Annotated in this window: 29 protein-coding genes, 1 tRNA gene and 2 pseudogenes; 13 read left to right on the forward strand and 19 right to left on the reverse strand. The window is 63.8% G+C overall.

The genetic code is table 11. The features are described from left to right. Positions 1-574: pseudogene (locus VLA65_RS09395) on the forward strand (DUF3417 domain-containing protein); the annotation flags it as partial. Between the two features lie 35 nt (positions 575-609). Here the strand turns inward: VLA65_RS09395 and VLA65_RS09400 are convergent. After that, positions 610-969 carry a barstar family protein gene (locus tag VLA65_RS09400; protein WP_306962720.1) on the reverse strand — a complete coding sequence of 120 codons (360 nt, stop codon included), beginning with the start codon at positions 967-969 and terminating at the stop codon, positions 610-612. 5 nt (positions 970-974) lie between these two features. After that, on the reverse strand, positions 975-3,083 hold the full coding sequence (gene glgX / locus VLA65_RS09405; protein ID WP_332602346.1) for a glycogen debranching protein GlgX: 2,109 nt from the start codon (positions 3,081-3,083) through the stop codon (positions 975-977). A gap of 282 nt (positions 3,084-3,365) precedes the next feature. Here glgX and VLA65_RS09410 point away from each other — a divergent pair, with 282 nt between their 5' ends. After that, positions 3,366-4,178: a carbon-nitrogen hydrolase family protein gene (locus tag VLA65_RS09410; RefSeq protein ID WP_332602347.1), complete on the forward strand. Its 813-nt coding sequence runs from the start codon at positions 3,366-3,368 to the stop codon at positions 4,176-4,178. Between the two features lie 172 nt (positions 4,179-4,350). On the opposite strand, the gene rlmB is transcribed toward VLA65_RS09410, so the two are convergent. The 5 genes from rlmB to VLA65_RS09435 all read right to left on the reverse strand — a co-directional run bounded on the left by rlmB (position 4,351) and on the right by VLA65_RS09435 (position 8,933). Then, positions 4,351-5,346, reverse strand: a complete 996-nt coding sequence (gene rlmB / locus VLA65_RS09415) for a 23S rRNA (guanosine(2251)-2'-O)-methyltransferase RlmB (RefSeq protein ID WP_284753371.1) — start codon at positions 5,344-5,346, stop codon at positions 4,351-4,353. A 79-nt stretch (positions 5,347-5,425) separates the two neighbouring features. Beyond that, positions 5,426-6,889, reverse strand: coding sequence for a cysteine--tRNA ligase (gene cysS, locus VLA65_RS09420; RefSeq protein ID WP_306962714.1), 1,464 nt, complete (start codon positions 6,887-6,889; stop codon positions 5,426-5,428). A gap of 68 nt (positions 6,890-6,957) precedes the next feature. After that, a complete protein-coding gene (ispF, locus tag VLA65_RS09425) occupies positions 6,958-7,467 on the reverse strand; it encodes a 2-C-methyl-D-erythritol 2,4-cyclodiphosphate synthase (protein ID WP_370872236.1) in 510 nt (169 codons plus the stop codon). A 23-nt stretch (positions 7,468-7,490) separates the two neighbouring features. Then, complete coding sequence (gene ispD / locus VLA65_RS09430) at positions 7,491-8,273, reverse strand: 2-C-methyl-D-erythritol 4-phosphate cytidylyltransferase (RefSeq protein WP_332602348.1); 783 nt, start codon at positions 8,271-8,273, stop codon at positions 7,491-7,493. Positions 8,274-8,450: 177 nt separating this feature from the next. Continuing rightward, entirely contained in the window at positions 8,451-8,933 is a 483-nt protein-coding gene (locus VLA65_RS09435) for a CarD family transcriptional regulator (RefSeq protein ID WP_011690592.1), read from the reverse strand. Between the two features lie 295 nt (positions 8,934-9,228). Between VLA65_RS09435 and VLA65_RS09440 the strand changes: the two genes are divergently transcribed. Next, positions 9,229-9,801 (forward strand): hypothetical protein, encoded by a 573-nt coding sequence (locus VLA65_RS09440; RefSeq protein ID WP_059388664.1) that lies wholly within the window; start codon positions 9,229-9,231, stop codon positions 9,799-9,801. Positions 9,802-9,918: 117 nt separating this feature from the next. On the opposite strand, the gene VLA65_RS09445 is transcribed toward VLA65_RS09440, so the two are convergent. From VLA65_RS09445 to VLA65_RS09460, 5 genes and pseudogenes are all read right to left on the reverse strand, one after another. Next, positions 9,919-10,725 carry an IS3 family transposase gene (locus VLA65_RS09445; protein ID WP_332602349.1) on the reverse strand — a complete coding sequence of 269 codons (807 nt, stop codon included), beginning with the start codon at positions 10,723-10,725 and terminating at the stop codon, positions 9,919-9,921. Positions 10,726-10,769: 44 nt separating this feature from the next. Further along, on the reverse strand, positions 10,770-11,096 hold the full coding sequence (locus tag VLA65_RS09450; RefSeq protein ID WP_332602350.1) for a helix-turn-helix domain-containing protein: 327 nt from the start codon (positions 11,094-11,096) through the stop codon (positions 10,770-10,772). Positions 11,097-11,129: 33 nt separating this feature from the next. Then, a pseudogene (locus VLA65_RS21990) lies at positions 11,130-11,258 on the reverse strand (helix-turn-helix domain-containing protein); the annotation flags it as partial. Positions 11,259-11,347: 89 nt separating this feature from the next. After that, positions 11,348-12,028: a response regulator transcription factor gene (locus VLA65_RS09455; RefSeq protein ID WP_059388662.1), complete on the reverse strand. Its 681-nt coding sequence runs from the start codon at positions 12,026-12,028 to the stop codon at positions 11,348-11,350. Further along, the gene (locus VLA65_RS09460; protein ID WP_284988815.1) at positions 12,025-13,230 is read right to left on the reverse strand and encodes a sensor histidine kinase; all 1,206 of its coding nucleotides are present in this window, start codon (positions 13,228-13,230) and stop codon (positions 12,025-12,027) included. Before VLA65_RS09460 ends, VLA65_RS09455 begins: the two co-directional genes overlap by 4 nt. Before the next feature lie 206 nt (positions 13,231-13,436). Between VLA65_RS09460 and phoU the strand changes: the two genes are divergently transcribed. Beyond that, complete coding sequence (gene phoU / locus VLA65_RS09465) at positions 13,437-14,090, forward strand: phosphate signaling complex protein PhoU (RefSeq protein ID WP_284753411.1); 654 nt, start codon at positions 13,437-13,439, stop codon at positions 14,088-14,090. 73 nt (positions 14,091-14,163) lie between these two features. Here the strand turns inward: phoU and VLA65_RS09470 are convergent, their stop codons facing one another. After that, positions 14,164-14,910 (reverse strand): phosphoglyceromutase, encoded by a 747-nt coding sequence (locus VLA65_RS09470; protein WP_332602351.1) that lies wholly within the window; start codon positions 14,908-14,910, stop codon positions 14,164-14,166. A gap of 133 nt (positions 14,911-15,043) precedes the next feature. Between VLA65_RS09470 and VLA65_RS09475 the strand changes: the two genes are divergently transcribed. After that, on the forward strand, positions 15,044-15,856 hold the full coding sequence (locus VLA65_RS09475; RefSeq protein WP_442880274.1) for a class I SAM-dependent methyltransferase: 813 nt from the start codon (positions 15,044-15,046) through the stop codon (positions 15,854-15,856). 76 nt (positions 15,857-15,932) lie between these two features. Here the strand turns inward: VLA65_RS09475 and VLA65_RS09480 are convergent, their stop codons facing one another. Continuing rightward, complete coding sequence (locus VLA65_RS09480) at positions 15,933-16,271, reverse strand: DUF2516 family protein (protein ID WP_306962709.1); 339 nt, start codon at positions 16,269-16,271, stop codon at positions 15,933-15,935. Positions 16,272-16,281: 10 nt separating this feature from the next. Further along, positions 16,282-17,466, reverse strand: a complete 1,185-nt coding sequence (locus VLA65_RS09485) for a trans-sulfuration enzyme family protein (protein ID WP_332602352.1) — start codon at positions 17,464-17,466, stop codon at positions 16,282-16,284. Between the two features lie 174 nt (positions 17,467-17,640). On the opposite strand from VLA65_RS09485, the gene tmk reads away from it, so the two are divergent. From tmk to VLA65_RS09500, 3 genes are read left to right on the forward strand one after another with little or no spacing between them, the layout of a single operon-like run. Further along, on the forward strand, positions 17,641-18,285 hold the full coding sequence (tmk, locus tag VLA65_RS09490; RefSeq protein WP_059388660.1) for a dTMP kinase: 645 nt from the start codon (positions 17,641-17,643) through the stop codon (positions 18,283-18,285). Beyond that, positions 18,282-19,430, forward strand: coding sequence for a DNA polymerase III subunit delta' (locus tag VLA65_RS09495; RefSeq protein WP_284988794.1), 1,149 nt, complete (start codon positions 18,282-18,284; stop codon positions 19,428-19,430). Before tmk ends, VLA65_RS09495 begins: the two co-directional genes overlap by 4 nt. 49 nt (positions 19,431-19,479) lie before the next feature. Then, positions 19,480-21,081, forward strand: coding sequence for an alpha/beta hydrolase (locus VLA65_RS09500; RefSeq protein WP_332602353.1), 1,602 nt, complete (start codon positions 19,480-19,482; stop codon positions 21,079-21,081). 28 nt (positions 21,082-21,109) lie between these two features. Here the strand turns inward: VLA65_RS09500 and VLA65_RS09505 are convergent, their stop codons facing one another. Further along, positions 21,110-21,847: an HAD-IA family hydrolase gene (locus VLA65_RS09505; protein WP_306962736.1), complete on the reverse strand. Its 738-nt coding sequence runs from the start codon at positions 21,845-21,847 to the stop codon at positions 21,110-21,112. A 228-nt stretch (positions 21,848-22,075) separates the two neighbouring features. Between VLA65_RS09505 and VLA65_RS09510 the strand changes: the two genes are divergently transcribed. Continuing rightward, a tRNA-Thr gene (locus tag VLA65_RS09510) sits at positions 22,076-22,148 on the forward strand. Between the two features lie 367 nt (positions 22,149-22,515). On the opposite strand, the gene VLA65_RS09515 is transcribed toward VLA65_RS09510, so the two are convergent. Beyond that, positions 22,516-22,746, reverse strand: coding sequence for a hypothetical protein (locus VLA65_RS09515; RefSeq protein ID WP_332602354.1), 231 nt, complete (start codon positions 22,744-22,746; stop codon positions 22,516-22,518). Positions 22,747-23,155: 409 nt separating this feature from the next. Between VLA65_RS09515 and VLA65_RS09520 the strand changes: the two genes are divergently transcribed. Both VLA65_RS09520 and VLA65_RS09525 read left to right on the forward strand, forming a co-directional pair. Beyond that, positions 23,156-23,452, forward strand: a complete 297-nt coding sequence (locus VLA65_RS09520) for a hypothetical protein (protein WP_332602355.1) — start codon at positions 23,156-23,158, stop codon at positions 23,450-23,452. 79 nt (positions 23,453-23,531) lie between these two features. Next, entirely contained in the window at positions 23,532-23,786 is a 255-nt protein-coding gene (locus VLA65_RS09525; RefSeq protein WP_332602356.1) for a hypothetical protein, read from the forward strand. 64 nt (positions 23,787-23,850) lie between these two features. Here VLA65_RS09525 and VLA65_RS09530 read toward each other — a convergent pair whose 3' ends face one another. Together VLA65_RS09530 and VLA65_RS09535 are read right to left on the reverse strand one after the other, a co-directional pair. Beyond that, on the reverse strand, positions 23,851-24,792 hold the full coding sequence (locus tag VLA65_RS09530) for a hypothetical protein (protein ID WP_332602357.1): 942 nt from the start codon (positions 24,790-24,792) through the stop codon (positions 23,851-23,853). A gap of 57 nt (positions 24,793-24,849) precedes the next feature. Beyond that, a complete protein-coding gene (locus tag VLA65_RS09535) occupies positions 24,850-25,179 on the reverse strand; it encodes a hypothetical protein (RefSeq protein ID WP_332602358.1) in 330 nt (109 codons plus the stop codon). Positions 25,180-25,514: 335 nt separating this feature from the next. On the opposite strand from VLA65_RS09535, the gene VLA65_RS09540 reads away from it, so the two are divergent. Both VLA65_RS09540 and VLA65_RS09545 read left to right on the forward strand, forming a co-directional pair. After that, entirely contained in the window at positions 25,515-25,823 is a 309-nt protein-coding gene (locus VLA65_RS09540) for a DUF4190 domain-containing protein (RefSeq protein WP_332602359.1), read from the forward strand. 265 nt (positions 25,824-26,088) lie between these two features. Further along, the gene (locus VLA65_RS09545) at positions 26,089-26,766 is read left to right on the forward strand and encodes a hypothetical protein (RefSeq protein WP_332602360.1); all 678 of its coding nucleotides are present in this window, start codon (positions 26,089-26,091) and stop codon (positions 26,764-26,766) included. Positions 26,767-26,885: the final 119 nt, after the last annotated feature.

A 26,885-nucleotide genomic window follows, 5' to 3' on the forward strand; every position in this document is an offset into this window, starting at 1 on the left:
CGGCGCGGCCGGGCCCTCGCAGTCCGGCCCGGAAGCCGTGCCGACACACTGGGTCTCGATGATCAAGCACACCCTGGCCCACCTCGGCCCCGCCGTCTCGGCCGACCGCATGCTCCAAGACTACGTCAACACCCTCTACCGCCCCGCGGCCGAGTCGGGACGGCGCGCCGTGGCCGGCTCGTTCAAGGAAGCGAAGGAACTCGCGGCCTGGACCACCAAGGTCCGCACCGCCTGGCCACAGCTGATCGTGGAACACGTCGATTCCATCGGCGTCTCCGAGGAGCCCCAGATCGGCGACACCCTCCAGGTCAACGCCTACATCGCCCTCCATACGCTGACACCGGACGATGTGAGCGTCGAGGTGGCCTATGGGCGGGCCGAAGAAAGCGATGAGCTGGAGGACATCACCGTGGCCGAACTGAGCTCGTTCGAGGACCTTGGCAACGGGCGCCACCTGTTCACCGGGTCCATCCTGATCAACCGCTCCGGGTCCTTCGGCTACACCGTCCGGGTCTTCCCGAAACACCCCTCCCTGGCCTCCAAGGCCGAACTGGGGCTGATCGTCAACGCGTAGCGGCTAACCGGGCGGGCCCTGCCCGCCCGGTCGCGCTACTGCTGGAAGACCGCTATGACAGCGAGGTCGCGCCCGGAGTAGAACTCGGCGTCCTGGAGGATTTCGCAGACCAACCCGAAGGACCGGTCCGTTCGGTAGACGGCAGGGACCTGCCAAATCAGGGTGACGGGTGGTTGCTCGTCCTCGGACACACTGTCTGCGAAATCGTGGAGTGAATCGTTGAGCGCATCCAGGTCCACGCCGTCGTACTCGGGGAAATCGAGCACCTGGCCGAACACTTCCAGGACGGCCTCCTTGTTTGCGGCCGGCGGCACCATCACGGTCCGGCGGCCGGCGTCGGACACTTGTTCCTGTAGTTCTTCGAGTGTCCACGTGTCTGCGGAATAGATTTTCATGGTTCCTAGGTGCGGTAGACGTTGATGGTGTTGCCTTGGACGACTTCCCGTTCGCCTGCCGCGACCAGCGCGCCCTGCCTGCGGTCATTGAGCTCGGACGTCGTCAGTCTTAGTTCGAACATCCGGCTGCCGGCACCGGATTCGGCGACCAGTTTGGGCAGGACGACCTTCTGATCGTCTTTGTTCCCGTTGATCACGAGCAAGCCGCGGTAGGCGCCGCCCTCCGAGCTCACCAGGAGTTGCACAACCCGCAGGGAAGGATCGTGCCAACGGGCCGCCGTCATGGGCTGGCCTTCCTCATCAAACCAGTCCAGGCCCGTCCCCTTGTCCGGGAAGCCCGCGTCCTGGGCCTGCATGAACTCCTTGCGGAGCCGGATCACCCGTTTGGTGCTCCGCAGCATGTCGTGCGATTCGGGTGTCTGGGTCCAGTCGATCCACGTCAGGGGGTTGTCCTGGCAATAGGCGTTGTTGTTTCCCTGCTGTGTGCGCCCAAGCTCGTCGCCGGCGGTGATCATGGGCACGCCGATGGAGATCATCAACGTCGTCATGAGGTTCCGTTTCGAAAGGGCACGGGCCGCGAGAATCCTCTCGTTCTCCGTTCGTCCTTCGAATCCGTGGTTGTAGCTGCGGTTGTCGCTGTGGCCATCGCGGTTTTGTTCGCCGTTGGCCTCGTTGTGCTTGCGGTCGTAGGACACCAAGTCGGCAAGCGTGAAACCGTCGTGGGCGGTGATGAAGTTGAGGGAGGCGAGCCTTGAGCGCCCAGAGGGTTCAAAGACCCGGGCTGAGCCAGTCAAGGCGTCCGCCAAGACCCCCACGTTTCCCCCGGACATCCCGGCGTCGGCAGCGCCCCGGTCAGAGAGCCAGAAGCGGCGCACTCCGTCGCGGAAGTGATCGTTCCAGTCCACCCATCCCTTGGGGAACCGCCCTGTCTGCCAGCCACCGTAGCCCACATCCCACGGCTCGGAAATGAGCTTGGTCTTGGAGATCACCGGGTCCTCCGCGATGCGCTTCAGGAAAGGATGTTCAGGATCGAACTCGTTGCCCGCATTGCGGCACAGGGTCACGGCAAGGTCGAAACGGAAGCCATCGATGTGGAATTCTTCCGCCCAATAGCGCAGCGATTCAATGGCCAGATCCACTACCCTCGGTTCCGCAAAATTGAGGGTGTTGCCGCAGCCCGTCGTGTCGAGGTAGCGGCCGTGGGCATCGTGGCGGTAATACCGCTGCTCGCCGAGGCCCCTGAAACTGAGGGTGTCGCCGTCGGGGCCGCCTTCCGCCGTGTGGTTGTAGACGACGTCGAGGATCACTTCGATCCCGGCGGCATGCAGGAGCTTCACCATGCCTTTGAATTCATCCTGGACGGCGTGTGGCCCGGCCTGCTGGGCTGCCTGCGTGGCGTAGTCCGAGTGGGGCGCAAAGAAGGCTGCTGTGTTGTAGCCCCAATAATTGGTGAGGCCCAAGTACTGCAGGTGCTGCTCGTCGATGTGGAAGTGGATGGGAAGCAATTGGACAGCCGTGACTCCCAATGAGTGGAAGTGCTCGATCATGGCGGGGTGGGCCATGCCCGCGTAGGTGCCGCGGAGGTGCTCGGGGATATCCGGATGCAGCATGCTTTGGCCGCGGACGTGTGCCTCGTAGACAATAGTCTCCCGCCACGGCGTGCGCATCGGACGGTCGTCGCCCCAATCGAAAGCCGAGTCCATCCGCACGGAGGTCAGCAGTTCTCCGCGCTGGTGCACCGCCCGACCGTAAGGATCCAGCAAGAGCTGCTCGGCGTCGTCGGCGTCAAAGTCCGGAGCAGGCACAGATAGTGGAAGTGTGTCCTCGTGGACTGCTGCCCGGAAACCGTACCGGGTGCCGAGCGGAAGCCCGTCCACGATCCCGTGGTGCACGCCGTCCTCGAGTTTGGGCAGCGTGTGGACTTTCCAGGAGTCGCCCGGGGCCTTGTAGGCGATTTCGACTCGAGTGAGTCCGGGGGCCCATACAGCGACGTTGACCCGGTCCGGCGAGGAGGTGTCGCGGTCGGATTTCCCGGGCAGCGGAACACTGAGCCCGAGCGGCGACGGCCGCGAGGCGTCCACTGTAGATGCTGTGTCAAAAATCGGCATAACCATTAGTTGAGAGTTTAGTCTCCAGCGCCAATTCTCCCTTGCCCACGGCCCATATGACAGTGCCCGCATCCTCCGGTCGGACCCAAACCGACGGCCCCCGGGAGCGCAAACAAGCTGCTCACCTGCTGAAACGTCATCTCCCCCGGCCCGTTGCGCTTTTCGTGAAACCGGTCGTTGGAGCGGATTGTGTCGGTTGCGCGGAAGACGCCCGCGCGCACGCGGATGAGTTCGTATCCTCGGCACGGTCGTTGCATACTTTGGCTATACACCAATGTGGAGGTAATCGTGCGAATCGCTCTTGCTCAACTCATCAGCGGCCGCGAGCTGGCAGACAACCTGGTCCTGTTGGAAGACTACGCGCGCCGGGCCAAGGAGGGCGGCGCCGAGCTCGTGGTGTTCCCGGAAGCGACCATGCGGGCGTTCGGAAATTCCCTGCTCGACATCGCCGAGCCCCTGGACGGGCCATGGGCAAGCCGGGTGCGGAAGATCGCCCAGGATCTTGGGATCGTGATCGTGGCCGGAATGTTCACCCCTGGAGTGGCCTCCGACGGCAGCAGCAACGGCAAGGTCCGGAACACCCTGATCGCCACCGGGCCCGGAGTGGACACCAGCTATGACAAGATCCACCTTTTCGACGCGTTCGGCTTTGCGGAATCCGACACCGTCGACGCCGGCACCGATCCTGTGACGTTCGACGCCGGTGGCCTCACCTTTGGCCTGGCCACGTGCTACGACATCCGATTCCCGGCGCTCTTCGCGGCCAATGCCGAGCGCGGAGCCGATGTGAATATCGTGTCCGCTTCCTGGGGAGCCGGACCGGGGAAGGCGGAGCAGTGGAAGCTGCTCGCGCGGGCCCGGGCCCTCGACACCACGACCTTCGTTCTGGCGTGCGGTCAGGGCGATCCAGTGACCCAGGGCCGTGAACCCAAAGGTGCGGCACCCACCGGAGTGGGGCACTCCGTCGTCGTGTCCCCCTTGGGAAACGTGTTGGAAGAGCTCGACGCCGAACCCGGCCTCTTGTTCGCGGAACTGGACGCCGCCGTCGTCGAGGACGCGCGGGTCAAGCTCCCGGTCCTGGCGAACCGCCGCGACTTCTGAAGGTAACGGCAACCCTCGCTCACATCTGGCGTCAAAAACAAGGATGCCCGCTCACATCTGGGGATAAATAGACGGACGCCCGCTCACCTAAGTGAGCGGGCGTCCGTCGGAAACACCACATAAGTGAGCGAGCGTCAGTATTTGGCCGGCGGCTGGGCCGCCACCCAATCGGCTACTTGGCCGCGCGCTGCCTTGAGACTTCGTACAGGGAGATGCCCACTGCCATAGAGGCGTTGAGCGATTCCATGGCGGAGTCGATCGGGATGGAGATGATCTGGTCGCAGTTTTCACGGACCAGGCGGCTGAGGCCCTTGCCCTCGGAACCCACAACAATGCACACGGGATCGGTGGCCAAGGAGAGATCCGGCAGCGAGACATCGCCGTCGCCGTCCAGGCCCAACACGAAGATACCCATCTGCTTGAACTGCTTGAGGGCGTTGTTCAGGTTGGACGCCCGGGCCACGGGAACGCGGACCGCCGCGCCTGCGCTGGTCTTCCAAGCCGAAGCGGTGACACCAACGGAGCGGCGCTCCGGGACAATCACGCCGTGGCCGCTGAAGGCGGAAACGGAGCGGATGATGGCGCCCAGGTTGCGGGGGTCGGTGATGCCGTCGAGCGCAACGAAGAGGGGCGCGTTGGGGATGTACCCCTTCTTCCATTTGGCGACCGTCTCTTCGGCGAGGTCGTAGGCGTCCTGGTATTCGTACGGCGGGATCTGCAGCACGAGGCCCTGGTGGACAGCGTCTTCGGTCATGCGGTCAAGCTCGGGCTTACCGGTTTCCAGCAGCGGGATGCCGCGTTCGGCAGCGAGTTTGAGGGATTCCTTGACGCGGTCGTCCATCTCGATCCGGATGGCAACGTGCAGTGCCTTCGCGGGGATTCCGGCGCGAAGTGCCTCCACCACGGAATTGCGTCCGGTGACCACTTCCTCGGTAGCGCGGCCCTTGGGGCCCGAGCGGGCGCCCGGGTTGGAGCGGCTGGCGCCTCCGGCCGCACGCTTGGCTGCGGAGCGTTCAGCAAGCTGCTTGCTCTTGTACGCCTTGTGGTACTCGCGGTCCTCAGCCTTGGGGGTCGGACCCCGGCCTTCGAGGGCCTTTCGACCGTGGCCACCGGTTCCGGTGGTGGGGCCCTTCTTGCTCTTGACAGCCCGGCGACCGTTGTTGGCCATGAATTCCACCCTTGATTGTGTTGAGTACGTCTGCAATCAAGTCTACTGAATCAACTTAAATCGGGACGACGGCCCTTTCTCAGTCCCGTTTGAGGCTCCAGCTGGCGCCGTCGGCGCCATCCTCGACGGCGATACCGGCTGCCGCGAGAGTGTCCCGGATCGCGTCGGAAGCCGCCCAATCCTTGTTGGCCCGCGCGTCGGCCCGCGCCTGCAACTGGGCTTCCACAAGGACCTCAAGGGCCTGGGCGGTCTCGGAATTCTCCTGGACCTCGCCGCGTACATCGTTCAGTCCGAGCACAGTGGTCATGGCCATCACGGCCTGGAGCGCCTGCCGGGCTCCAGCGTCGTCCCCCGACGCCAGCGCCGTGTTTCCGGCACGGACAGTCTCGTGCAGGGCGCCAAGGGCCTGCGGGACGTTGAGATCGTCATCCATGGCAGCAGCGAAGGCATCCGGCACGGGACTCGACTCAGGGTGGGCGGCAAACTCGCCACCGAACTTCTTGGAGGCTTTCGCAATAAAACCGTAGATACGCTCCACGGCAGCCGCAGCCTCCTGAAGCGAGGTGGGCCGGTAGTCCAGGATGGAGCGGTACTGCGCCTGGCCGAGGTAGTACCGGACAACGCGCGGACTCGCGAGCTCGAGCATCTCCTCGGGGCTCACGGTGTTGCCCACCGACTTGGACATCTTTTCGCCCTCATACGTGACCATGCCGTTGTGCAGCCAGAAGTTGGCGAACTCGTCGCCCGCAGCCTGCGATTGTGCCATCTCGTTCTCGTGGTGCGGGAAGCGGAGGTCCAATCCGCCGCCATGGATGTCGAACTGCTGGCCCAAGTACTTCGTAGCCATGGCGGAGCATTCAAGATGCCAACCCGGCCGGCCGGTTCCCCACGGCGAAACCCAGCTCGCCGTCGTCGGCTCCCCGTCCTTGTAGCCCTTCCACAGCGCGAAGTCCCGCGGGTCGCGCTTCCTGTTGCTGAATTGCGGCTCGACGTCGGCGGCGCCCTGCATATCGTCGATGTTCTGGCGGGTCAGCGAGCCGTACTTGCTCCAGGAGCGGACGTCGAAGTAGACGTCGCCGGAGTCGTCCAGCGCAGGGTAGGCGTGGCCGCGGTCGATGAGCCTTTGAATGAGGGCGTGCATCTCCGGGATATGGCCGGTGGCGCGCGGTTCGTACGTAGGGCGGGAAACGCCCAGGACGTCGTAGGCCTGCTCGAATTCCTGCTCGTAGCGGTAGGCCAGAGCCCACCATTCTTCCTCGGCCTTGGCTGTTGGTTCCTCGGCCCAGTCCGGCCCGAATGACTGCGCCGACTTGGCGAGGATCTTGTCGTCGATGTCTGTGACGTTGCGGACAACGGTGACACGCAGGCCGCGATATTCAAGCCAGCGGGTCAACTGGTCAAAGGCGATCGCGGAGCGGACATGTCCCACGTGCGGCATCCCCTGCACCGTGGCACCGCAGTAGTAGACGCTGGCCTTGCCGGCTTCAAGGGGAACGAAGTCGCGGACTTCGGCGGATGCGGTGTCGTAAAAGCGCAGGGTCACCGCTCCAGATTAGCGGATGCGGACCATCAGGCTTCGTTGGGCGCCATCCGTCCCTGTTTAGGCGCGATTTAGGCGCTATCGCCTTTGTGCGCTCCCGGCACGGCGTACACGAGTGCCGTGGCGACGGCGGAAATGCCCTCGCCACGCCCCGTGAAACCCAAGCCATCGCTGGTGGTTGCCGTGACGCTGACGGAAGCTCCAGCGGCGGCGCTGAGGACACGCTGCGATTCTTCACGCCGCGGCCCGAACTTTGGCCTGTTGGCAACGAACTGCACTGCCACGTTCCCGATTTCGAAACCGGCGGCACGGACGATCCTGGCAGCCTCCCCCAAGAGTTTCACCCCGGACGCACCCGCGAGTTCGGGACGGTCCGTGCCGAAATGCGTGCCCAGATCACCGATGCCGCACGCCGAGAAGAGCGCGTCCGCAGCCGCATGGGCGACGCAATCGCCGTCGGAATGCCCCGAAAGTCCGCGCTCCCCCTCCCAAAACAGCCCGCCGAGCCATAGCGGCTGCGGATCGTTGTCAGGTGCGTAGGCGTGCACGTCCACCCCGATGCCGGTGCGCGGCAGGATCATCGTTACGTTCTGCGAGCCTGCCATCAGCCTTCCACCCAGCGGACTCCGAGCGGCCCTTCCAGCAGGCCTTCGGCAATGATGAGGTCCAGCGGCGTGGTGATCTTCAACGACTGGCTGGCGCCCCGGACCGTGTGCACGGGCACGCCCAGGAGCTCGACGAGCATGGCGTCGTCCGTGACTGCCGCCGACTGCTCGTCGTCGAACGTCGCGGCCGCCGCGTGGGCGCGCAGCAAAGTTTCATAGTCGAATCCCTGCGGAGTCTGCACGGCGCGCAGTTGTTCTCGCGGGGCGGTGCCCGTGACGATCTCCGGCGCGATTCCGGCGTCGTCCCCGTCCGTTTCCGCAACCATCTTGACGGTGTCCACCACCGGAATAGCGGGGATGACCGCTTTGGCGCCCGACGACAGCGCAACGGCTACGCGGTGGAAGACCCGGTCGGGAGTCAAGGCACGCGCGGCGTCGTGAACCAGCACAGCGCGGGTTCCCTCAAGGACCGCCCCAAGGGCCGCCCGGACCGAAGCGGCCCGGGTGGATCCGCCGTCGACCACGGTGATCAGCGGACCGTCAGCGCCCAGCTCTTGGCGGAATTGTTCACAAAGCTCGCGCATTTCCAGATCGCCCGCCGGGACTGCCACGCAGATCTGGCGGGCAACATCTGCGGTCGCGACGCCGCGAAGGGCATGGGTCAGGATCGTTTCGCCGCCCAGCGGCACTTTCGCCTTGGGCATGCCGTAGCCAAGCCGCTCACCGGAGCCTGCCGCAACGACGACGACGGCGGTGGCCTCGCGCTGGGATGGTGTAGTCATGCGCCCAAGCCTACGTGGTGCCCACCGGCCCAACTAGCTAGCACTAGGTGTCGTTTTGGTCGCCCAGAACGACACCTACTGCGAGTTGGTTGGGCTGCGGCGCTGGGAGCTCAGCTTTCGGGCAAAAGGAAACCCCGGCAGCAGGTTGCTACCGGGGTTCAAATCTTTGAATCTCTGTTAGGAAGCCAGAACTTCGTCGAGAACGCTTGCGGCCTTCTCTTCGTCGGTCTTCTCAGCCAATGCCAGTTCTGAAATCAGAATCTGACGAGCCTTGGCCAGCATTCGCTTCTCACCTGCGGAAAGGCCGCGATCGTGATCACGGCGCCAAAGATCGCGGACGACCTCTGCAACCTTGATGACGTCGCCGGAAGCAAGCTTCTCCAGGTTTGCCTTGTAGCGACGGGACCAGTTGGTGGGCTCTTCAGTGAACTCGGCGCGGAGAACGTCAAATACGTGCTCCAAGCCTTCCTTGCCCACTACGTCGCGGACCCCAACAAGGTCTACGTTTTCTGCTGGAACTTCAATGGTCAGATCACCCTGAGCCACCTTGAGCTTGAGATACATTTTCTCTTCGCCCTTGATAGTGCGCATCTTGATTTCTTCAATTTTTGCTGCACCGTGGTGAGGGTAAACTACTGTCTCGCCGACCTCAAAAACCATGTGGACTTTCCCCTTTCCCGCAGACCAGTTTATCACGCTTAAGGCATACGATTGGCACGGAAAGGGGTCCTGAGCCCAGTAAATACGCGGAAAATGGCCTTTTCGACCCTCCGGCACCCTCTTGACGGGAGGGCATAAAAGTGCATTGAACGCAACGTTCCGGATGACCCTACTCCTTCTGGAGGGCCGCCACAATGGTGATCGGAATCCTTGTTCCTGCTAGTTTGCCGATAGGCTATGGCTGAAAAGTGTTCCAATGACTCTTAGAGGAGTACGTGTCGTGCGCATTACTGCGATGAACCGTGTCCAGCGCGGCAAACTGGCGATGGCGGCGGCCGCCATCAGCATCGGTCTCTTGTCCGTGACCGGCTGTGGCTATATCAACCCCCAGCAGACCAACGAGCAGTACTCTCCGTCTGATGGCGTCAGGGATGACCTCGGTTCGCTTCAGCTGCGCAACATGCTCATCGTCTCCACGGACGCCAACAAGCCGGGACGCGTCATTGGTGCCGTGTTCAACACTTCCTCGAGCGATGCAACCCTGACCATCAGTGGCGCAGGCGGCTCACAGGCGACTATTCCGGTCAAGGCCAAGTCCCAGACCTACCTCAACGAGAACACCGACCCCGCGATTCTGAGCACGAGCGGCGGAGCCCCGGGTTCCATGGTTTCCGTGACCATCAAGACCGGCTCCGATTCCCGCACCGTGCAGTTCCCGGTCCTGGATGCTTCGTTGAAGGAATACTCGAAGTACCTCCCCACGGTTTCCGCTTCTCCGAGCCCCTCGGTCAGCGGTTCCGCCACCCCGAGCAGCAGTGCGACCTCGGGCACCAGCGCGACGCCGAGCGCAAGCGCAACCGGCCACTAGGCCACTAGGCCGCCAGCGGCCGCTAGGGTCGGCAACAAGCTGGATCCACGAAGACAAAAAGGAAGGGCTCCCACGAGGTGAACTGGTCCCCGAAAGTTGGACTGGCTAAGTGAGATCCTAAGCCGCGAGGGCCTGGGCACGGTATTGCACCGGACTCAGGCCCTCGAGCTTTGTCGAGATCCGTTCGGTGTTGTACCAGCTGATGTACTCGTGAAGTGCCGCTGTCAGTGTCTGGGTGCTGATGAACCGGACACGGTGGAAGAGTTCTTCTTTGAGATGGCCGAAGAAGTTTTCCATCACGGCATTGTCGTAGCAGTTGGCCTTGCGTGACATTGATTGGGCCGCTCCGGCAGCGCTGAGGAGATTCCGCCAGGAGTGATGCTGGTACTGGAATCCCTGGTCGGAATGCACCAGCGGTTTCTCACCGTCCTTGAGGGTCGTTAACGCCTTACTCAGCGACGTGTTGGTGAGCTCCAGGTTCGGCGAGATGCCGAGGGTGTACGAGATGATCTGCCGGTCGAAGAGGTCCATGACAGGTGAGAGGTAGAGTTTGCGGTCGCCGACGCTGAATTCGGTCACGTCCGTCACCCACTTCTGGTTCGGGGCGGTGGCTTCGAAATCCCGGTTGAGCACGTTCGGAGCGACGGCGCCTTGTTCGCCTCGATAGGAGTTGTAGCGCTTCTTCCGCCGGACCTTGCAGACCAGCCCGAGCGTCCGCATCAGCTTCAGCACGGTCTTCTTCGCGGTCCTCCAGCCTTGCTTGGCCAGCTCGATGTGGACCCGTCGGTGCCCGTACCTGCCATGGTTCTTCTTAAAGATCTCCGTGACCGCGCGCTTGAGAGCCTCTTGCGGATCGGGGGCCTGGAGCCGGGCCTGGTGATAGAAGAACGTCGAGCGGGCAATGCCCGCGATGTCCAGGAGCAATTCCAGACGGTGTTCGGCCTTGAGAGCGATGACGGCGCGGACCTTTACCGCCGATCCTCGTCCCTCAAGGCCTGCACTTTTCCCAGGAACGCCACCTCTGCCCGCAAGCGCTCGTTCTCACGGCGCAACCTTTGCAGTTCTGACTCAGGCTGCGACGGCGCCCCGAAAGGCGACTTCGGGCGGCCCTTGGGCTTCGGACGCAGACCGTCTTCACCTTCATTCCGATACAGGCTTGCCCACTTCTTGATCAGAATCGGGGACGACAGCTGGAACTCCTGCGCCAAGGCCACCTGGGTCTCTCCAGCCAGAAACCGCTGCACAACAGCGAGTTTGAACTCAAACGAAAACTGCCGCTTGGTTGGCTTGGCCACTAGCGTTGTACCTCCGCGAACTCTCCACCGGTCATACAACCGGCCTATGGCCCGCTTGCTCACCCCGAGCTTTGCGGCAACGGACTTCGCGCCCCAACCGGTCTCAAACAACGCTACCGCGGCCGCGCGCTGCTCCTCGGACAACGAACTGCTTTTTAACATGAAACTGCTCCCCGTAAGTCAGAACTGAATTCTCAGTCCAACTTTCGGGGAGCAGTTCAAGGGGAGCCCTTCCTTTTTGCTGTAGGTTCCTACGGCTCGAACTTGTAGCCCAGGCCCCGAACCGTCACCAGGTAGCGGGGAACAGAGGGGTCCGGCTCGATCTTGCTGCGCAAGCGCTTCACGTGGACATCCAGGGTCTTGGTATCGCCCACGTAGTCCGAGCCCCAGACGCGGTCGATCAGCTGCCCGCGGGTGAGCACCCGGCCTGAATTGCGAAGGAGCATCTCAAGGAGTTCGAATTCCTTCAGCGGAAGCGACACCTGTTCGCCGTTGACGCTCACAACGTGCCGCTCAATGTCCATCCGCACCGGGCCGGCCTGGACGGTGGACGTGATGAGTTCCTCCGGTTCGCCTTGGCGGCGCAGCACGGCACGCACGCGCGCCACGAGTTCCCTCGAGGAGTACGGCTTGGTGACGTAGTCGTCCGCGCCGAGCTCCAGGCCAACCACCTTGTCGATTTCCGAGTCCTTGGCCGTCAGCATGATGACCGGGACGCTGGAACGCTGGCGCAGTTGCCTGCAGACCTCAGTGCCAGGGGTCCCCGGAAGCTGCAAGTCCAGCAGCACCAGGTCGGCTCCGTTCCGGTCGAACTCCACCAAGGCGTCACTGCCGTTGTCCACAACCTGGACATCGAAGCCTTCCTTGCCCAATAGGTAGGACAGAGGGTCGCTGAAGGACTCCTCGTCCTCCACGATCAGAATCCTGCTCAAGCGCCAGCTCCTTGCTCTAGGGCGCGTACGGCGCCCGTCGTTTGAATCACGCTTCGGGGCTTCGCCCCGGCGTCGTCGTCCTCCTGGCCTTCCATTTCCGGAAGGCGGATGGTGAAAGTAGAACCTTGGCCTGGCTGGGACCAGACGGTGACCTCGCCGCCGTGGTTGGACACCACATGCTTGACGATGCTCAGTCCCAGGCCTGTTCCCCCGGTCTGCCGGGACCTCGCCGCATCCACACGGTAGAAGCGTTCGAAGATGCGTTCCTGGTCCTCCGGGCTGAGACCCTCGCCCTGGTCCGTGACGGAAATGGCCACCACGCCTTCTTTGGCGCGGACCCCCACTCCCACGCGGGTGTTCTCCGGCGAATAACGGATGGCGTTGTCGATCAGGTTCCGCAAGGCGGTCACCAACAGGTCCTGGTCGCCGAAAACCATCGTTTCCGTGCGGCCCCCGACGACGATCTTGATGTTCTTGAGCTCGGCCGGGAGCTGCGAGCGGTCCACGGCCTCGGAGATCACCGTATTGATGTCCACGGCGTGCCCTTGCTGTGCCACATTGGCACCTTGAAGCCGGGACAGCTCAATGATGTCCTGAACCAGCGCGGCCAGCCGTGTCGATTCCTTGTGCATGCGCTTCGCGAAGCGGCGCACGGCTTCTTCGTCGTCCGGGCTCGCCTCGAGCGCTTCCGCAAGCAGGGAGATGGCGCCCACCGGCGTCTTGAGTTCATGCGAGACGTTCGCCACGAAGTCGTTGCGGATCTCTTCGGTACGGGTGATTTCAGTACGGTCATCGGCCAGCAGGACGATATATTCCCATCCGAGCATGGCTGCCCGCACCTGGACCACAATGGTTCCCTTGCCCAATGGACCGCGGGGCAACTCGTAAGTCTCCTCGAGGATCACGCCGTCGCGCCGCACCTTTGCGGTCATGTCCAGCAACTGCTTGTGCACCACTGTGTGGCCCCGCACGAGGCCGTACGCATAGGCCGCGGGACTGGCCCGGACCACGCCGTCGATCGCGTCCACGACGACGAAAGCGCGCCCGACGACCGACAGCACCTCCGCTGCTCCCTCCGGAAGAAGCGGCTCGGTGACGTCCAGGTCCACGATCTTCCGCTGCCGTTCACTGAGCCTGAACGCGAGCACGCCAAAGACGCCGCACGACAGGCCGACTAGACCTGCGATGACACCGATGAGCACTGGATCCACGGATCTAGCTTATGCGCTCAAAACACTGCAAAATATGGAACGGTCACCAAACCGCCCCGATTCAGCTAACGTTCACCTAAAGGTGCGCAATCGTTCATTGACCACTGCCACTCTTACTAGTTGGACCGTAGTTAGCTGTGATGATTTCCGCGCCGTCAGAGGGGTGCGGAGGAGATTTCCAAGGAGAGGACGCCACCGTGCGCAAGGTTTTTCAGGAGGAGCTCATCCAGGTCGGTGAGGACCTCATCGAGATCTCAAAGCTGGTCACTGAGGCGATCCAGAACGCGACCACCGCCTTCGAAGGCGCCGACGTCGATCTTGCCCAGGATGTCATTGCCGCCGACGCGCGGATCGACTTCCTGCAGAACGGCCTCGACGAGCGCGCCATCGACATCCTGGCCCTCCAGGGCCCCGTGGCAAGCGATCTCCGGATGATTGTCGGCTCCCTGCGGATGAGCGCATCCCTGGAGCGCATGGGTGACCTCGCCCGGCACGTGGCCCAGCTGGCCCGTTTGCGCTACCCGGCCACGGTCATCCCCGAGCAGCTGACGGCGACATTCAAGGACATGGCGCGCCTCGACCTCGAAATCATCCAGAAGGTGACGCTGCTCCTGGAGTCCCGCGACCTCGAAGTTGCCCGCGACATCCTCAAGCTCAACATCCGCGTGGACGATCTGCACTTGAGCGTCTTCAGGGCAATCGCTGATCCTGCCTGGGCCGAGACTGCGGCCACCACGGTGGATGTGGCCCTCGCCAGCCGCTACTTCGAGCGTTTCGCCGACCACGGCGTCTCCGTTGCCCGCAAGGTGACCTACCTGGTCACCGGTGAATGGCAGCCTGAAGGCTTCTAGCCAGTCTTAGCAAACAACGACGGCGGCCGGCCCACCTCGCAAGGTGGGCCGGTCGCCGTCGTTCTCTCAAAAACTACTTCTTGCCCTGGGCAGCTACAGCCTTGATGGACTCTGCCGCGGCCTCGGGGTCGAGATAGGTTCCGCCGGGGTTGATCGGCTGGAAGTTCTCGTCCAGGTCGTAGACCAGCGGGATGCCGGTGGGGATGTTGAGGCCCGCGATGTCTTCGTCGCTGATGCCGTCGAGGTGTTTGACGAGCGCGCGCAGGGAATTGCCGTGAGCCGTGACCAGGACGGTCTTGCCCGACTTGAGGTCTTCCTTGATGTCGGATTCCCAGTACGGCAGGAGACGCACGAGGACGTCCTTGAGGCATTCGGTGCGCGGGAGGGCATCGCCGAGGTCCGCGTAACGGGGATCGTGTGCCTGGGAGAACTCGCTGTCGTCGGAGAGCGAGGGCGGCGGGGTGTCGTAGCTGCGGCGCCATTCCATGAACTGCTCTTCACCGAACTCAGCGAGGGTCTGGGCCTTGTCCTTGCCCTGCAAGGCGCCGTAGTGGCGCTCGTTGAGGCGCCAGTCACGCTTGACCGGGATCCAGCCGCGATCGGCCTTGTCCAAGGCGATGTTCGCGGTGTTGATGGCCCGCTTGAGCAGGGACGTGTACAGGATGTCCGGGAGAATGTTGTTCTCGACCAGAAGCTCTCCGCCGCGGGCTGCTTCCTCGCGGCCTTGGTCGTTCAGGTCGACGTCCACCCAGCCGGTGAACAGGTTCTTGGCGTTCCAGTCGCTGTGGCCGTGGCGCAGCAGAATCAGCTTGTAAGTCATGGTTTTCATCCTAAGCGATCAAGCCCTGCCGTTGCCGGGCGTTACGCCCTCCACAACGCGGGGTCACTTAGCGCCGGTGTTCGTCCGCCGGATGGGCCGTAAGTGACCCCGCGCTGGAGGATAAAGTGGGACGGTGGTGCGAAAAGCGGAGCGGGTGCAGGGAAGGCGCGGCAAACCCGTCGGAAACATCACCAGGGGCACCACCAATCCCAACCGCATGCGCCGTTTGGACCGCTGGTTGGCGGGCCCGCAGGGATGGCGGCTACGCTCCGCCGTCGACCCCTTGGTAGTGGACCTTGGCTACGGCGCTTCCCCGGCCACCGCCGTCGAACTCTTCGAAAGGCTGCAGGCCGTCCGCCCGGACGTCCGCGTGTGCGGGATCGAGATCGAACCCGAGCGAGTCAGTATCGCGAAGCCCTTGGAAAGGCCCGGGCTCAGCTTCCACGTGGGCGGTTTCGAGGTTCCTGTTCCGGGCAATCCAGTGTTGGTGCGCGCCTTCAACGTACTGCGGCAATACGAGGAGTCGGACGTGGCGGGGATCTGGGCGCTCGTGCAGTCGCGGTTGGCACCGCAGGGGTTGTTCATCGACGGTACGTGTGACGAAATCGGCCGCAGGGTGACGTGGGTTGCACTGGATCCGGACGGGCCGATGAGCCTGAGCCTGTCCATGCGGTTCGGCGGCTTCGAACTGCCCTCTGACGTGGCCGAACGCCTGCCCAAGGCACTCATCCACCGCAATATCCCCGGCGAACGCATCCATGCTTTCCTGAATGCGTTGGACCAAGCCTGGCTGGAAGCCGCACCGCTTGCGTCCTTCGGCAGCAGGCAGCGGTGGACCGCCATGTGCCAATCAATGCGCGACGCCGGTTGGCCCCTTCAGGACGGACCCTCGCGCTGGCGCTTGGGGGAACTTACGGTCGACTGGTCAGCGGTGGCCCCGGCTTAGTTGGCCGCGGGCAGGCCTGGGCCCACACCGGCGAGGGCCCCGGCCTGAGCTTGCGAAGGCTGGGAGCCGGTGGGGATCACCAGGGACCGTACGGCCCTTGGTTGCGGCCGCTGTTGCCGATTTCCTTCACCGCGGGACGGACGTCCGCCAAATAGACGCACGCCGCGGTGACAGCCGCGATGCCGAAGAAGCCGAAGCCACTGCCGCCACCGAGCAGGGAAAGCCCGCCGATCACCGCTGCGATCCCGGTCAGGGCAAGCCAGAAAGTCTTGGTGCGCTTGGACGCGGCCTCAAAGGACGAGGGTTTGTGGCGCAGGCAATCGACCAGCGCCCACAGCTCCAAAGCGAAGGCGACCAGTCCCAGAATGAACCAAATCCCATTCTGGATGTTTGAAATCAAAATTTTTCCGTCCACGCCCACAAGCCTAGCGGTCAAGCGACTTGAACGCTTGCTCCAAATCCGCCCAGAGGTCTTCGACGTTCTCGATTCCGACGCTCATCCTGACCAGGTTGTCCGGCACGCTGAGCGGCTCGGCGGTGTGCCGGCGTCGGCGTTCGATGAGGGATTCGACGCCGCCCAGCGACGTCGCCGGGATCCACAACTGCAATGCACGAACCAGCTGATCTGCCGCGTCGGCACCGCTGCGGGTCCCGTCTCCGGCGAGCTGGATGCAGAGGATCGAGCCGAAGCCCTTCATTTGGGACTTGGCCCGCTCATGGCCGGGATCGGTGGGCAGGCCCGGGAAACGGATCGACTCGACGCGGGGGTGGGTACTCAGCCGCTCGGCCAGGGTTGCTGCAGAAGCTTGCGAGCGCTCGATCCGGAGTGCCAGCGTGCGCAGTCCGCGGAGCGCGAGCCAGGCCTCGAACGGGCCCGCGATGCCGCCGTGGATGATGCGGTGGTGCAGGAGTTCCCCGCGCAGCCCGGCGTCGGATGTCACCAAGGCGCCGAGTACGACGTCGGAGTGGCCGGCCAGGTATTTGGTCACCGAATGGAGCACGACGTCGGAGCCCAGGCTGAGGGGCTGCTGGACGAGCGGCGTGGAGAAGGTGTTGTCCGTGACCACGATGGCACCGACCTCATGGGCCACGGTGGCCAGGGCCCGGACGTCGGCGATGCCGAGCATGGGGTTGGTGGGGCTTTCGATCCACAGCATGCTGGCGGGCTTTCCATCCGCGGGGGCGAGCTGCGCCTTGACGGCGTCAGTGTCCGCGATGTCGACTGTCCGCAATTCAAGAATGCCCTTGGCCGCGAGTTCGGTGGCCATGACGAGCGATCCTGCGTAGCTGTGCGTCGGCATGACGAGGACTCCCCCGGCCGGCACAAGCGACAACGCGGAACTCACCGCGGCCAGGCCCGAGGCATACAGCAGGCCGGGCAGCTCGGCTCCTTCCAGCTGGGCCAGCGCTTCCTCGAACGGATCCCACGTGGGGTTGGCATAGCGTCCGTAGCCGCGGTCGCCGTCGCTCAGTGCTCCCGTGCCGAAATACGTGGAGGACAGAACGATGGGCGGGTTGACGGGCTGGTCATGGCTTCGTTCGGGCCGGCCTGCCGCCACCACCACAGTGTCAGGGGACAGGTCTGCGGCATGTTCTCGGGAAAGACTCATTGCCCCAGCCTACGGCGCGGGGAGCGGGCGCTGGAAAGCTGTTACGGCTTCGTCTCGCCCAGCGGTAGGGTGCGTCGCGCCCGGGCGGGCGAGCGCCGTCGTCGGGCACTGTCAGAGTTCCTCTGTACGCTTAGATCCGTGACTACGCAGCGCCTCAAGCAGGACCAGAGCCCCATGCCGGACCAGCGCCCCGGACTCTTCATCGCTTTCGAAGGCGGGGACGGGGCCGGCAAGTCCACGCAGGCCGCCCGCCTGGCTGAGTCGCTCGAGTCCCTTGGCTTTTCCGTGCTCCGCACCCGGGAGCCCGGAGGCACGCCGATCGGTGAGAAGCTGCGTTCCCTCGTGCTGGACCACGGCCACGGCACTATTGATCCCCGGACCGAGGCCCTGATGTTCGCAGCCTCCCGGGCCGCCCACGCAAGCCAGGTAATCCGCCCGGCGTTGGCACAAGGCGCAGTGGTGATCACGGACCGCTATATAGACTCCTCCGTCGCTTACCAGGGCGCCGGCAGGGATCTCGGAACCGTCGACGTCAGGCGGCTCAACGAATGGGCCACCGAAGGACTCGAGCCGGACCTGACGGTCCTCCTCGACGTCCACCCGGGCGATGGCCGGGACCGCAGAACTGCCGGAGACGCTGCCGAGGACCGGCTCGAGTCGGAACCGGACGATTTCCACGCCCGCATCCGTGCCGCTTTCCTGGAACTGGCACAGGCGCGCCCGGAGACGTACCTCGTGCTGCCCGCCAAGGATGCCGTCGAGGACCTCGCCGCGCAGATCCTCCGGCGCGTGCAGGACTTACTTGGGAGCCGCACATGAGCGTCTGGGACGAGCTCCAGGGCCAAGCGCCCGTCGTCGCGCAATTGCGCGCGGCTGCCCAAGGCGAAGGCCTCACGCACGCGTGGTTGTTCACCGGACCGCCGGGTTCGGGCCGTTCCAACGCGGCCAAGGCGTTCGCGGCGGCATTGAACTGTGAGCAGGACGACGTCGCCCTTCGAGGCTGCGGCGAATGCGCATCGTGCCGGACCATCCTTGGCGAGACCCACTCAGACGTGACCTTCGTGCGCACGGAGAAGGTCACCATCACCATCGAAGAAGCCCGCCAGCTGGTGTCCAAGGCCGGCGACCGGCCGGCGTCGGGCCGCTGGCGCATCATTGTGGTGGAGGACGCGGACCGTATGGCCGAGCGCACCACCAACGTACTGCTCAAGGCCATCGAGGAACCCACACCCCGGACCATCTGGATGCTGTGCGCGCCGTCGCCCGCGGATGTGCTGGTCACCATCCGCTCGCGTTGCCGTCCCGTGAGCCTTCGGATTCCGCCGGCTGCCGACGTCGCCGCCCTGCTGGTAAGGCGCGACGGCGTCGACCCCGCCATCGCTGACCGGGCCGCCCGCGCTGCCCAAAGCCACATCGGCATTGCGCGTCGGCTGGCCCGCGATCCGGAGGCCAGGGAACGCCGGATGGAGACTGTCCGTTTCCCGCTGGGCCTGAGGGGCGTCACTGCCGCCGTGATGATGGCCGAAAAGCTCGTCAAGATCGCGACTGATGAAGCCAACAGCTCCAACGACGAACGCGACGCCGCCGAAAAGGTCGCCCTGCTCGCGAGCTTGGGCGCTCCGGAATCGGGCACGCTGCCGCCGTCGATGCGAAGCCAGGTGAGGCAACTTGAGGACGACCAGAAACGGCGGGCCAAGCGCTCCATCACCGATTCCCTCGACCGCACGCTGACTGATCTGCTGTCCTTCTATCGGGACGTCCTGGTCATCCAACTGGGGAACGCCGTGGAGTTGGTCAACGTTGAACTCAGGAGTGAACTGGAGGCCTATGCGGCAGGCTCCACGCCTGAAATCACCTTGGCCCGCATGGATGCCATCAACAAGGCGCGCGTGCGGATCACCACCACCAACGTGGCACCGCTGCTGGCCGTCGAGTCCATGGCGAGCAGCCTGATTCAGCAATAGCCGGATAGTTTAGAAGTACAGCACGCTTCCCCAGCCTGAGGAGAAACGCATGACCCCCGCACGACGCCGGCCCGCCGGGTCCAGTTCCCGGACACGGTTCCCCTCACTGCGGCGGGTGGCAGCGGCAGTCGCTGCCACGGTCTCCGCGAGCCTGCTGCTGAGCGGCTGCGTTTTCTCGGTACCGGCGCCCAACGATGGTGCCGGCAACGGGTCCGGCAACGTCAGCACCCCGGATGCGTCCATCGCCGCCGCGGCGCCGGCAGGACTGGAGAGTTTCTACTCCCAAAGAGTGAACTGGACGTCCTGTGAGCAGGGATTCCAGTGCGCCAACATCAAAGTGCCGGTGGACTATGCCAAACCCGATGGTGACAGCATCTCCATCGCGGCCATCCGGCTCCAGAGCCAAGGCACAAAGAAGGGTTCACTCCTGGTGAATCCCGGTGGCCCCGGCGCTTCGGGCTATGACTTCGTCAGGGACGCGGCGAAAACCCACTTCACCAGCAAGCTGCGGTCCAGCTTCGACCTGGTGGGCTTCGATCCCCGCGGCGTCAAGCGGTCGGCGCCGGTGACGTGCCTCAGCGATGCCGAGCGGGACACTTCCCGCGAGAAGGTCTACAACTACGAAACCGACCAAGGCATCGCCGCGGCGTTGGCCGACACCAAGGCCATCAATACCAAGTGCGTGGAAAAATCCGGGCCCGCCCTGCCGCACATTGACACTGCCAGCTCCGCCAAGGACATGGACATCCTCCGTGCAGTGCTGAACGACGCAAAACTCAACTACCTGGGCTTCTCCTACGGAACGTCCCTGGGCGCCACCTATGCGTCCTTGTTCCCGAACAACGTCGGCAGGCTCGTTTTGGATGGCGCTGTGGATCCGGCCCTCAACAACGAGGACCTCACTGCGGGGCAGGCCGAGGCGTTCGAAAAGGAGCTCCGCACGTATGTGGCGGATTGCCAGGCAAGATCCGGATGCCCGATGACCGGCAGCGTCGATAATGGCGTGCAGCAGATCCAGGACCTCATTGCCGACGTCGAGCAGAATCCCAAGCGCGCAAAGGACGGGCGGCTGGTCACCGGGGCGACGTTCGTCAGCGGTATTTTCACCCCGCTCTACGACAACGAATCGTGGCCCGTCCTGACCCAGGCCCTGGTGGCCGCGTTCAAGGGCGACGTGTCGCTCATGCTTCGGATTGCCGACTTCGGCGCAGACCGGGACCCGAACGGCACCTACACCTCGAACACCCAGTTCGCGTTCAACGCCATCAACTGCCTTGACTACCCCATGGTCACGGACACGGCCGGGATGCGTTCCGAGGAAGCACGGCTGAAGCAGCTCTCCCCCACCTTCGGCTACTACTTCGCTTACGGCGGCATCAACTGCAAGGACTGGCCCTACAAGCCCGTGCACACGCCTGCTCCCGTGAAGTACACGGGCTCGGCGCCGGTTGTGGTTATTGGCACCACCGGGGACCCCGCGACGCCTGTCGCCTGGGCTGGTTCCCTGCGGAAACAACTCGGCAATGCTTCCCTCGTGACGTGGAAGGGCGAAGGCCACACCGCCTACGGCCGCTCCAACCAGTGCGTTTCCGACGCCGTGGACAACTACTTCGTGAATGGAACGGCGCCTTCAGACGGGACTATGTGCTGAGCTTGTTCGCAAACTTGAGGCGCCCGCGCTAGAGCCGTGCCGCGCGGGGCTCAAGCAACGCAGGAAGATCCTTGACCGAGGGCACGACGGCGGTGGCGCCGGCCGCGCGCAAGGCCGCCTCGGAGTGGAAGCCAGTGAGCACGCCCACCACGGCGGAGGCGCCGGAGCGAAGGCCGGACAACATATCCGAGCTCGTGTCCCCCACCACGACGACCTCGCGGACGTCATCCAGGTCAAGGGCCAAGACTGCCGTGAGAATCATGTCCGGGTAAGGGCGCCCGCGGCCGGCGTCGGCCGGGCACAAGCTGAGATCGGCCTTCCCCATCCAGCCCAGGGACTCGAGCACCATGTTCTGGGTGTGCCGGCCGAAGCCCGTAGCCAGGCAAACTTTCACGCCAGAGTCTCGCAACCAGTCGATGGTTTCCTCAGCACCTGGAATAGCCCGGACGCCACCGTCGGCAATCAGATCGTCGTAGGCGCGTTCGAAGGCCTTGTTGGCGCTCTCGGCCCGTTGGGCTTCTTCAAAAAGGTGGCTGAAAACGGTCAGCTTTGAAAAGCCCATGGTGTCCCGGGCGTAGCCGAGCATGCTTTCGAAACGGGGCGAACCAGGCTCGACGCCGGTCTCCTGCAGGGCGAGGGACATCGCCCGCTCGGTACGGCCATCGTCGGTAATCGTGGTGCCCACCATATCCAAGACAGCAAGCCGCAGCCGCTCCGCACGGTGCGCCCCGGCGTCGTCCGCGTTGATCCTCTTGCTGCTGTCCATGCTCATGGCGCCCCTTCGCTGGTTGATGACCGAAATCGTGCGGCCACGTTAGTCCGCCCAGCTTGCCCCCGGTCCGCTACGGCGGCCTGAACCCGGCGCGACGAGCGGGTGAATTCCGCAACAACGGCGCCAAGGGAGCTCCGCGCCGGGCTGTTTTGACCCGGACGAGGTGACTCTATTACAGTTGTATCTTGCGTGATTCAGCCGGTACCCGGACGATAACGCGGTGCTTCCTTAGCTCAGTCGGTAGAGCGTTTCACTCGTAATGAAAAGGTCATCAGTTCGATTCTGATAGGAAGCTCGAAAAGCCCCGCCATTCCACGGATTTGGCGGGGCTTATTTTTTGTTCCGAGGTCCGGGCCCTCAGGCCGTTGGCCGGAGCGTTTTGGCGTTGGGTGCTCTCGTCTCGTTGATTCTAAAACCGCTTAGACCCTGAGTTGTGGCGACTTATGAACCTGCCGAACTCGCTCGGGAACTCGGCTATAACGACGAGCGTCGACCGGGGAAGGTCGTCAGGGATTATCTTCGTCAGAAATACCCGGGCCACCCGAGGTACCGGCGTTGGGTGCTCGATGAAATCCAGGCCGCTGACGTTCGAGCAAACGTCCCTCGGAAGCACTGACTTGTCCGTGGCTTGGTCGATCGCATGACTGGCCTCATGAGGACCTCTACAGGCCGGCCGTCAGGGAAAGAATCGCGATGATGAATCCGAGGACAATCCAACAGACCGCCAGGACGCGAACCTGGGTGGTGCTTCGCTGTGTCCACCACGCGAGATCGGCAGTAGCCGAAACCCACGTACGGATCTTGGCAGCGCGACGCGCCAGCGGCCGTGCGATAGCCCAACTAAACAGGCCCGCGACGACCATCAAGAGCCCGAATAACACTCCAGGAGCCATCGAATCACCTCGCCAAAACCGCCACTGAGCAGGGCCACTTAGGAACAGCGCAACTGCTCCCGAGGTGTCGGTGACGGTGACCAGAACGGTGCCGACAAACGTCATCCACGCCACACGCAGCGGCAACGGGAGCGACCCCAGTTCCTTGAGACTTCTCCCCAATGCCACCCCTCCACTGATTGCCCTTGACCAAAGAGTAAGGGCTACCATCCTGCCGCGACAGAGGTCCGGCCGGAACGCAGCCTTTACTGAGAGACCGTGCCGTGCGCGCGCCTGAGGTCTTGTCTGCATACCGTTGCCAACACCGAGAACCTTGACCAGCGACGTTCCGTGGCAGACGATGTTCGCATCGTGCTGCGTTGACGCTCACTCCCGAGCTGCTCCAAGTGGCGGCTATCAGGGGGACAGCATGGCAAACGTGACGGTCGATCCGGACATTTTTGAAAGTCAGGGCGAGCGGTCTGAGGGGATCTTCGATGGCTGGGAGGGGCCTTCACCGTTCTTCCTGGTCATTTCGGACGAAACGGACAAAGCGGCGGAGGCACTCCATGTTGCGATAGGACGATGCATGCGTGTTGACGGCAATGGCAATGAGCTGACCGCCGCCGAGATGGCAAGCACCGGCGAATACACCGCAAATTACTGCTCCCCGTTCTACCTCACAGACAGAGGCCGGATGGCGTACTTGGACACAAACCCCGGGTGACCGAATGACATACGTTTTCAGAGGTGGACTTTCGATCCCCGGACGGTTCAGGATCCAAGGGCCGTGGGTCATACTCACCATGAGCGCCTCGCAGCTTGAGTTCTGCCCCCGGTCCCGGTGGTGGGCGCGCCGCTTCGGCCCTTGGCGGCTCGAGCGTTCGGCCGTCCGCGAGATCTATCCGGGGCGTCCGCATTTCATCTTTTCCTGGACTCCGGTGAACTTCCTCGCCAAGGAGAACATGCCGTGGATATTTATGGCCGAATGGCCGGAGGGGGTCCTTGGAGCCGCGGAAGGGCTCGGTTACCCGGTTCGCTATGGCGACCAGATCCCGTGACTGCGCGCCTTCCGGTTCGCTTTCGCGCAATCGGGATGGGAACGCCGTCGCCTTGGTCAGTCGATCAATCGGACGGTGGCGAAATGCTCTTCGCAGGAGCTGTAGATCCGCTCGGTCCGTGGTCCTGCGCGAACAGGGAATCCGGTGTGCCGACGCTCGTCCACGGAGGAAGGTCCTCGGTGGCCACTCCTAGAAACTCCGCCGCAAGCCGCGCAGCGTGCGCGTTCTTCCGGCGGCCGATCAGAGCTAGCACGGCAATGACGGAAGCTTGAACAATTGCAGGAAGCACCCAGACCGGATTTCTTTCAGACACGCCAATGAGGCCGACAATCAACGCCGGGCCTCCGCCGCCGGCGGTCAGGAGGGCCGCGAACGTGTACTTTCGGGCGTCCGCGCGCATGTTCCCGGCGGCGGCGCCGAATCTGTTGACGAGTCGGGCGCGGGTTGACTTCGCCCTCACCAGTTCCAGGTTTGTCTCATTGATTCTTCTCGCCGTCGCGGCCGCCTCGGCTGCGTCCTGCCGGGACATCCTGACCGCGCGGGGATATAGGGCGCGGGAAGCGGCCCAGCGTTTGGTGAGCTCCGACTGCGCAAGCCTCGGCTCCCCGGCGGCCCTGACTTCCACGCCGGAGCGCGGGTCGAGTTGAGGGAGCGTCCTGTAGTACATCCCGTACTTTGAGAAGCTCTGCAGGGTCGTGTAGCCATGCCGATACTCTCTGCGGCCCTTGAAGGTGGAGACCGCGCCCGACACGGCCGCGGTGAGTCCTGCGAGCAGGAGCATGCAGTAAAACGCGATGGCGAGGTTGGTAACACCGGCGCCATTGTTGCTGGCGATCGCAAACCCAACCATGAGTATGCCCGTGCCTAGGAAGGCCAGGAGACTTGTTGTGGAGGTCCGCTGCCAGGCTGCGGCGCTGAAACCCTTGAGCACGGGATACCGGACCGTCGGCTCCCACGGCGCGGTCGGGACCGCGCCGCCGCCCTGGTCCTTAATGGTGTGAAGCACGTGAGCCTTCTGGGGATTCCACCGGACCAAGTCGGCCTTTAGACTTCGTGAGCCGGTTCATCTGCCGCTTGGCCCCGGTGCCGGGTCTTTCTCTGGCCACGTTGTGTAGCCGAGTTTCCGCTCGGCGTAGTAGGGGCGGATCGCGCGGACAGCGATCACCATGGCCCCGGCGCACAGGGCGATGGCAAGCCAAAGGGGCACCAGAGGTATCCACGTCGGGAAGGCATAGTGGGTGGCGGCGTCGATCAGCGCCAGCGGTGCTCCAACCCCCAAGGCGGCCAGGATCCCTTTGATGAAAGGAACGGCCCGGATCAGCCACATTCCCGCCGGCGGCTGGACAGGCAGCGTGTCCCATTGGCTACGTGGAACGAACCTCACCTCGGCCATTCAAACCCTCCCCACAGGCAATCGACGCTTCGCTGTCACTGAACGTCATGCTACACAGAAACTGCCCATTCGTTTCGGCCAGGGGATTCACCTACATGGTCATGGCCGAGGTTGTTCAGAATCGTCAAGATGATTGCGGCGAGCAGAAGGACCGGTGGCCAGTAACGCAGCGGGCTACCTGTGAACGAAATGAATGGCGCGACGTCCGTCCGGCATCAGAGTAGGTAGCTCGTTTTCAAGGCTCCGACACACCAGCGGATTCCCTGCCTGCAGGCATGCTTCCACGCCATATCGTAGGCTCGCCTGACACCATTCCAGGAGAAAGAACAGACCTCATGAGCAGTGTTCCTCCACCTCCCGAAAAGCGCTGGCGGTCCGACGCCCCGCAGATACCTAATCCATACGCACCAGTCCAGCCACGCGCTCCGTTCAGCAAGGCGGCAATAGCGGGTTTCATCATCAGCTGCGTCGGGCTTTTCGTCTTTGCCATGGCGGGCCCGCTCGGGACCGCCATCTCAGGCCTAGGCTTCCGGCGGGCCAGAGAGCGCGGGTTGCGTGGTCGCGGGCTCGCCATCGCGGGCATGATCATCGGTGTCGCCGATTTTGCGTTCTATCTCATCGCCCGGTACCTCCTTCATCCGTGATGCACAGCTGGCCAGGTGGCCCTATTTGCCCGCACCCTGCCCGCAGGGTTTGTGTACCCGTGGCCAGTCCTTCGGCTGCATGAAGTCCACGAAGCTCTGTGAGGTCGCCGAAGGCGCTGAGACCCGGGGCGAGTAGGCTGCCCGGCGCGCCGGGCGCTGCGAAGTTCAGGCAACAGGATAGAAAAGATGGGCGGGAGTTACCGGCTTCCGCCCGTCGTCCCCTTTCCGGAGGACGGACTTTCGAGCCGCCGAACACTTGAGGGTCATGAACTTCCGCAATCGCCACGCCCTGCCCGCCGCGTTCCTCTTTGCTGCATTGGCCCTCGCCGGATGTCAGCAGGGAACCCACCCCGCCGATGCTATGACCAAGGCCGCGTCGCCGGCCGTTCCCCAGGCAGTGGCGCCCGTTCCCGGGGGCGCCCCCTCGGGTGCAGCGGCTGCAGCCGTGAAGTCCATCCACTCCCCCGGCATGGTCGCTACCGACGAGCAGCTTGCTGCCGGACAGTGTTCCGCCAAAGTGGTCGACGCCGCCACGGGCGAGTACCTGCCGGACCCGGCCTGCACTCCCGGGGCAACAGATCCCGCGGTTACCCAAGAGAACCTCGATTCGACGATCTGCATGAGCGGCTATACTGCCACGGTGCGCCCGCCCGCTTCGAATACGGACAAGGTGAAGGCCGAGAGCCTGCGCGAATACGGCCAGACTGCCGCGAAGACCACGGAATACGACCATCTCATCAGCCTTGAGCTCGGCGGCACCAACTCCGTGTCGAATCTGTGGCCTGAGCCGAACAAGGCGAGCGCCACGGGCACCACGAACCCGAAAGACGCGGTGGAGAACACTCTGCACAAGGCCATCTGCACCCACAAGGTCACCCTGTCAGCTGCCCAGAATGCGATCGCCCACAACTGGGTCACCGCGGTCAAAGACCTCGGTTTGTAGCAGCGCGGACCGCTGCATTGACCATCCGGGATCTCTCAAATCCCGACGGCGGCCCTCATGCAATCCAGACCCTCTTGCAAGGAGCAATCGATGCGTTCGGCAGCAAATGGGGGTCAAGG

It is taken from the genome of Arthrobacter sp. S2(2024), assembly GCF_036662515.1.
Taxonomy (GTDB): Bacteria; Actinomycetota; Actinomycetes; order Actinomycetales; family Micrococcaceae; genus Arthrobacter.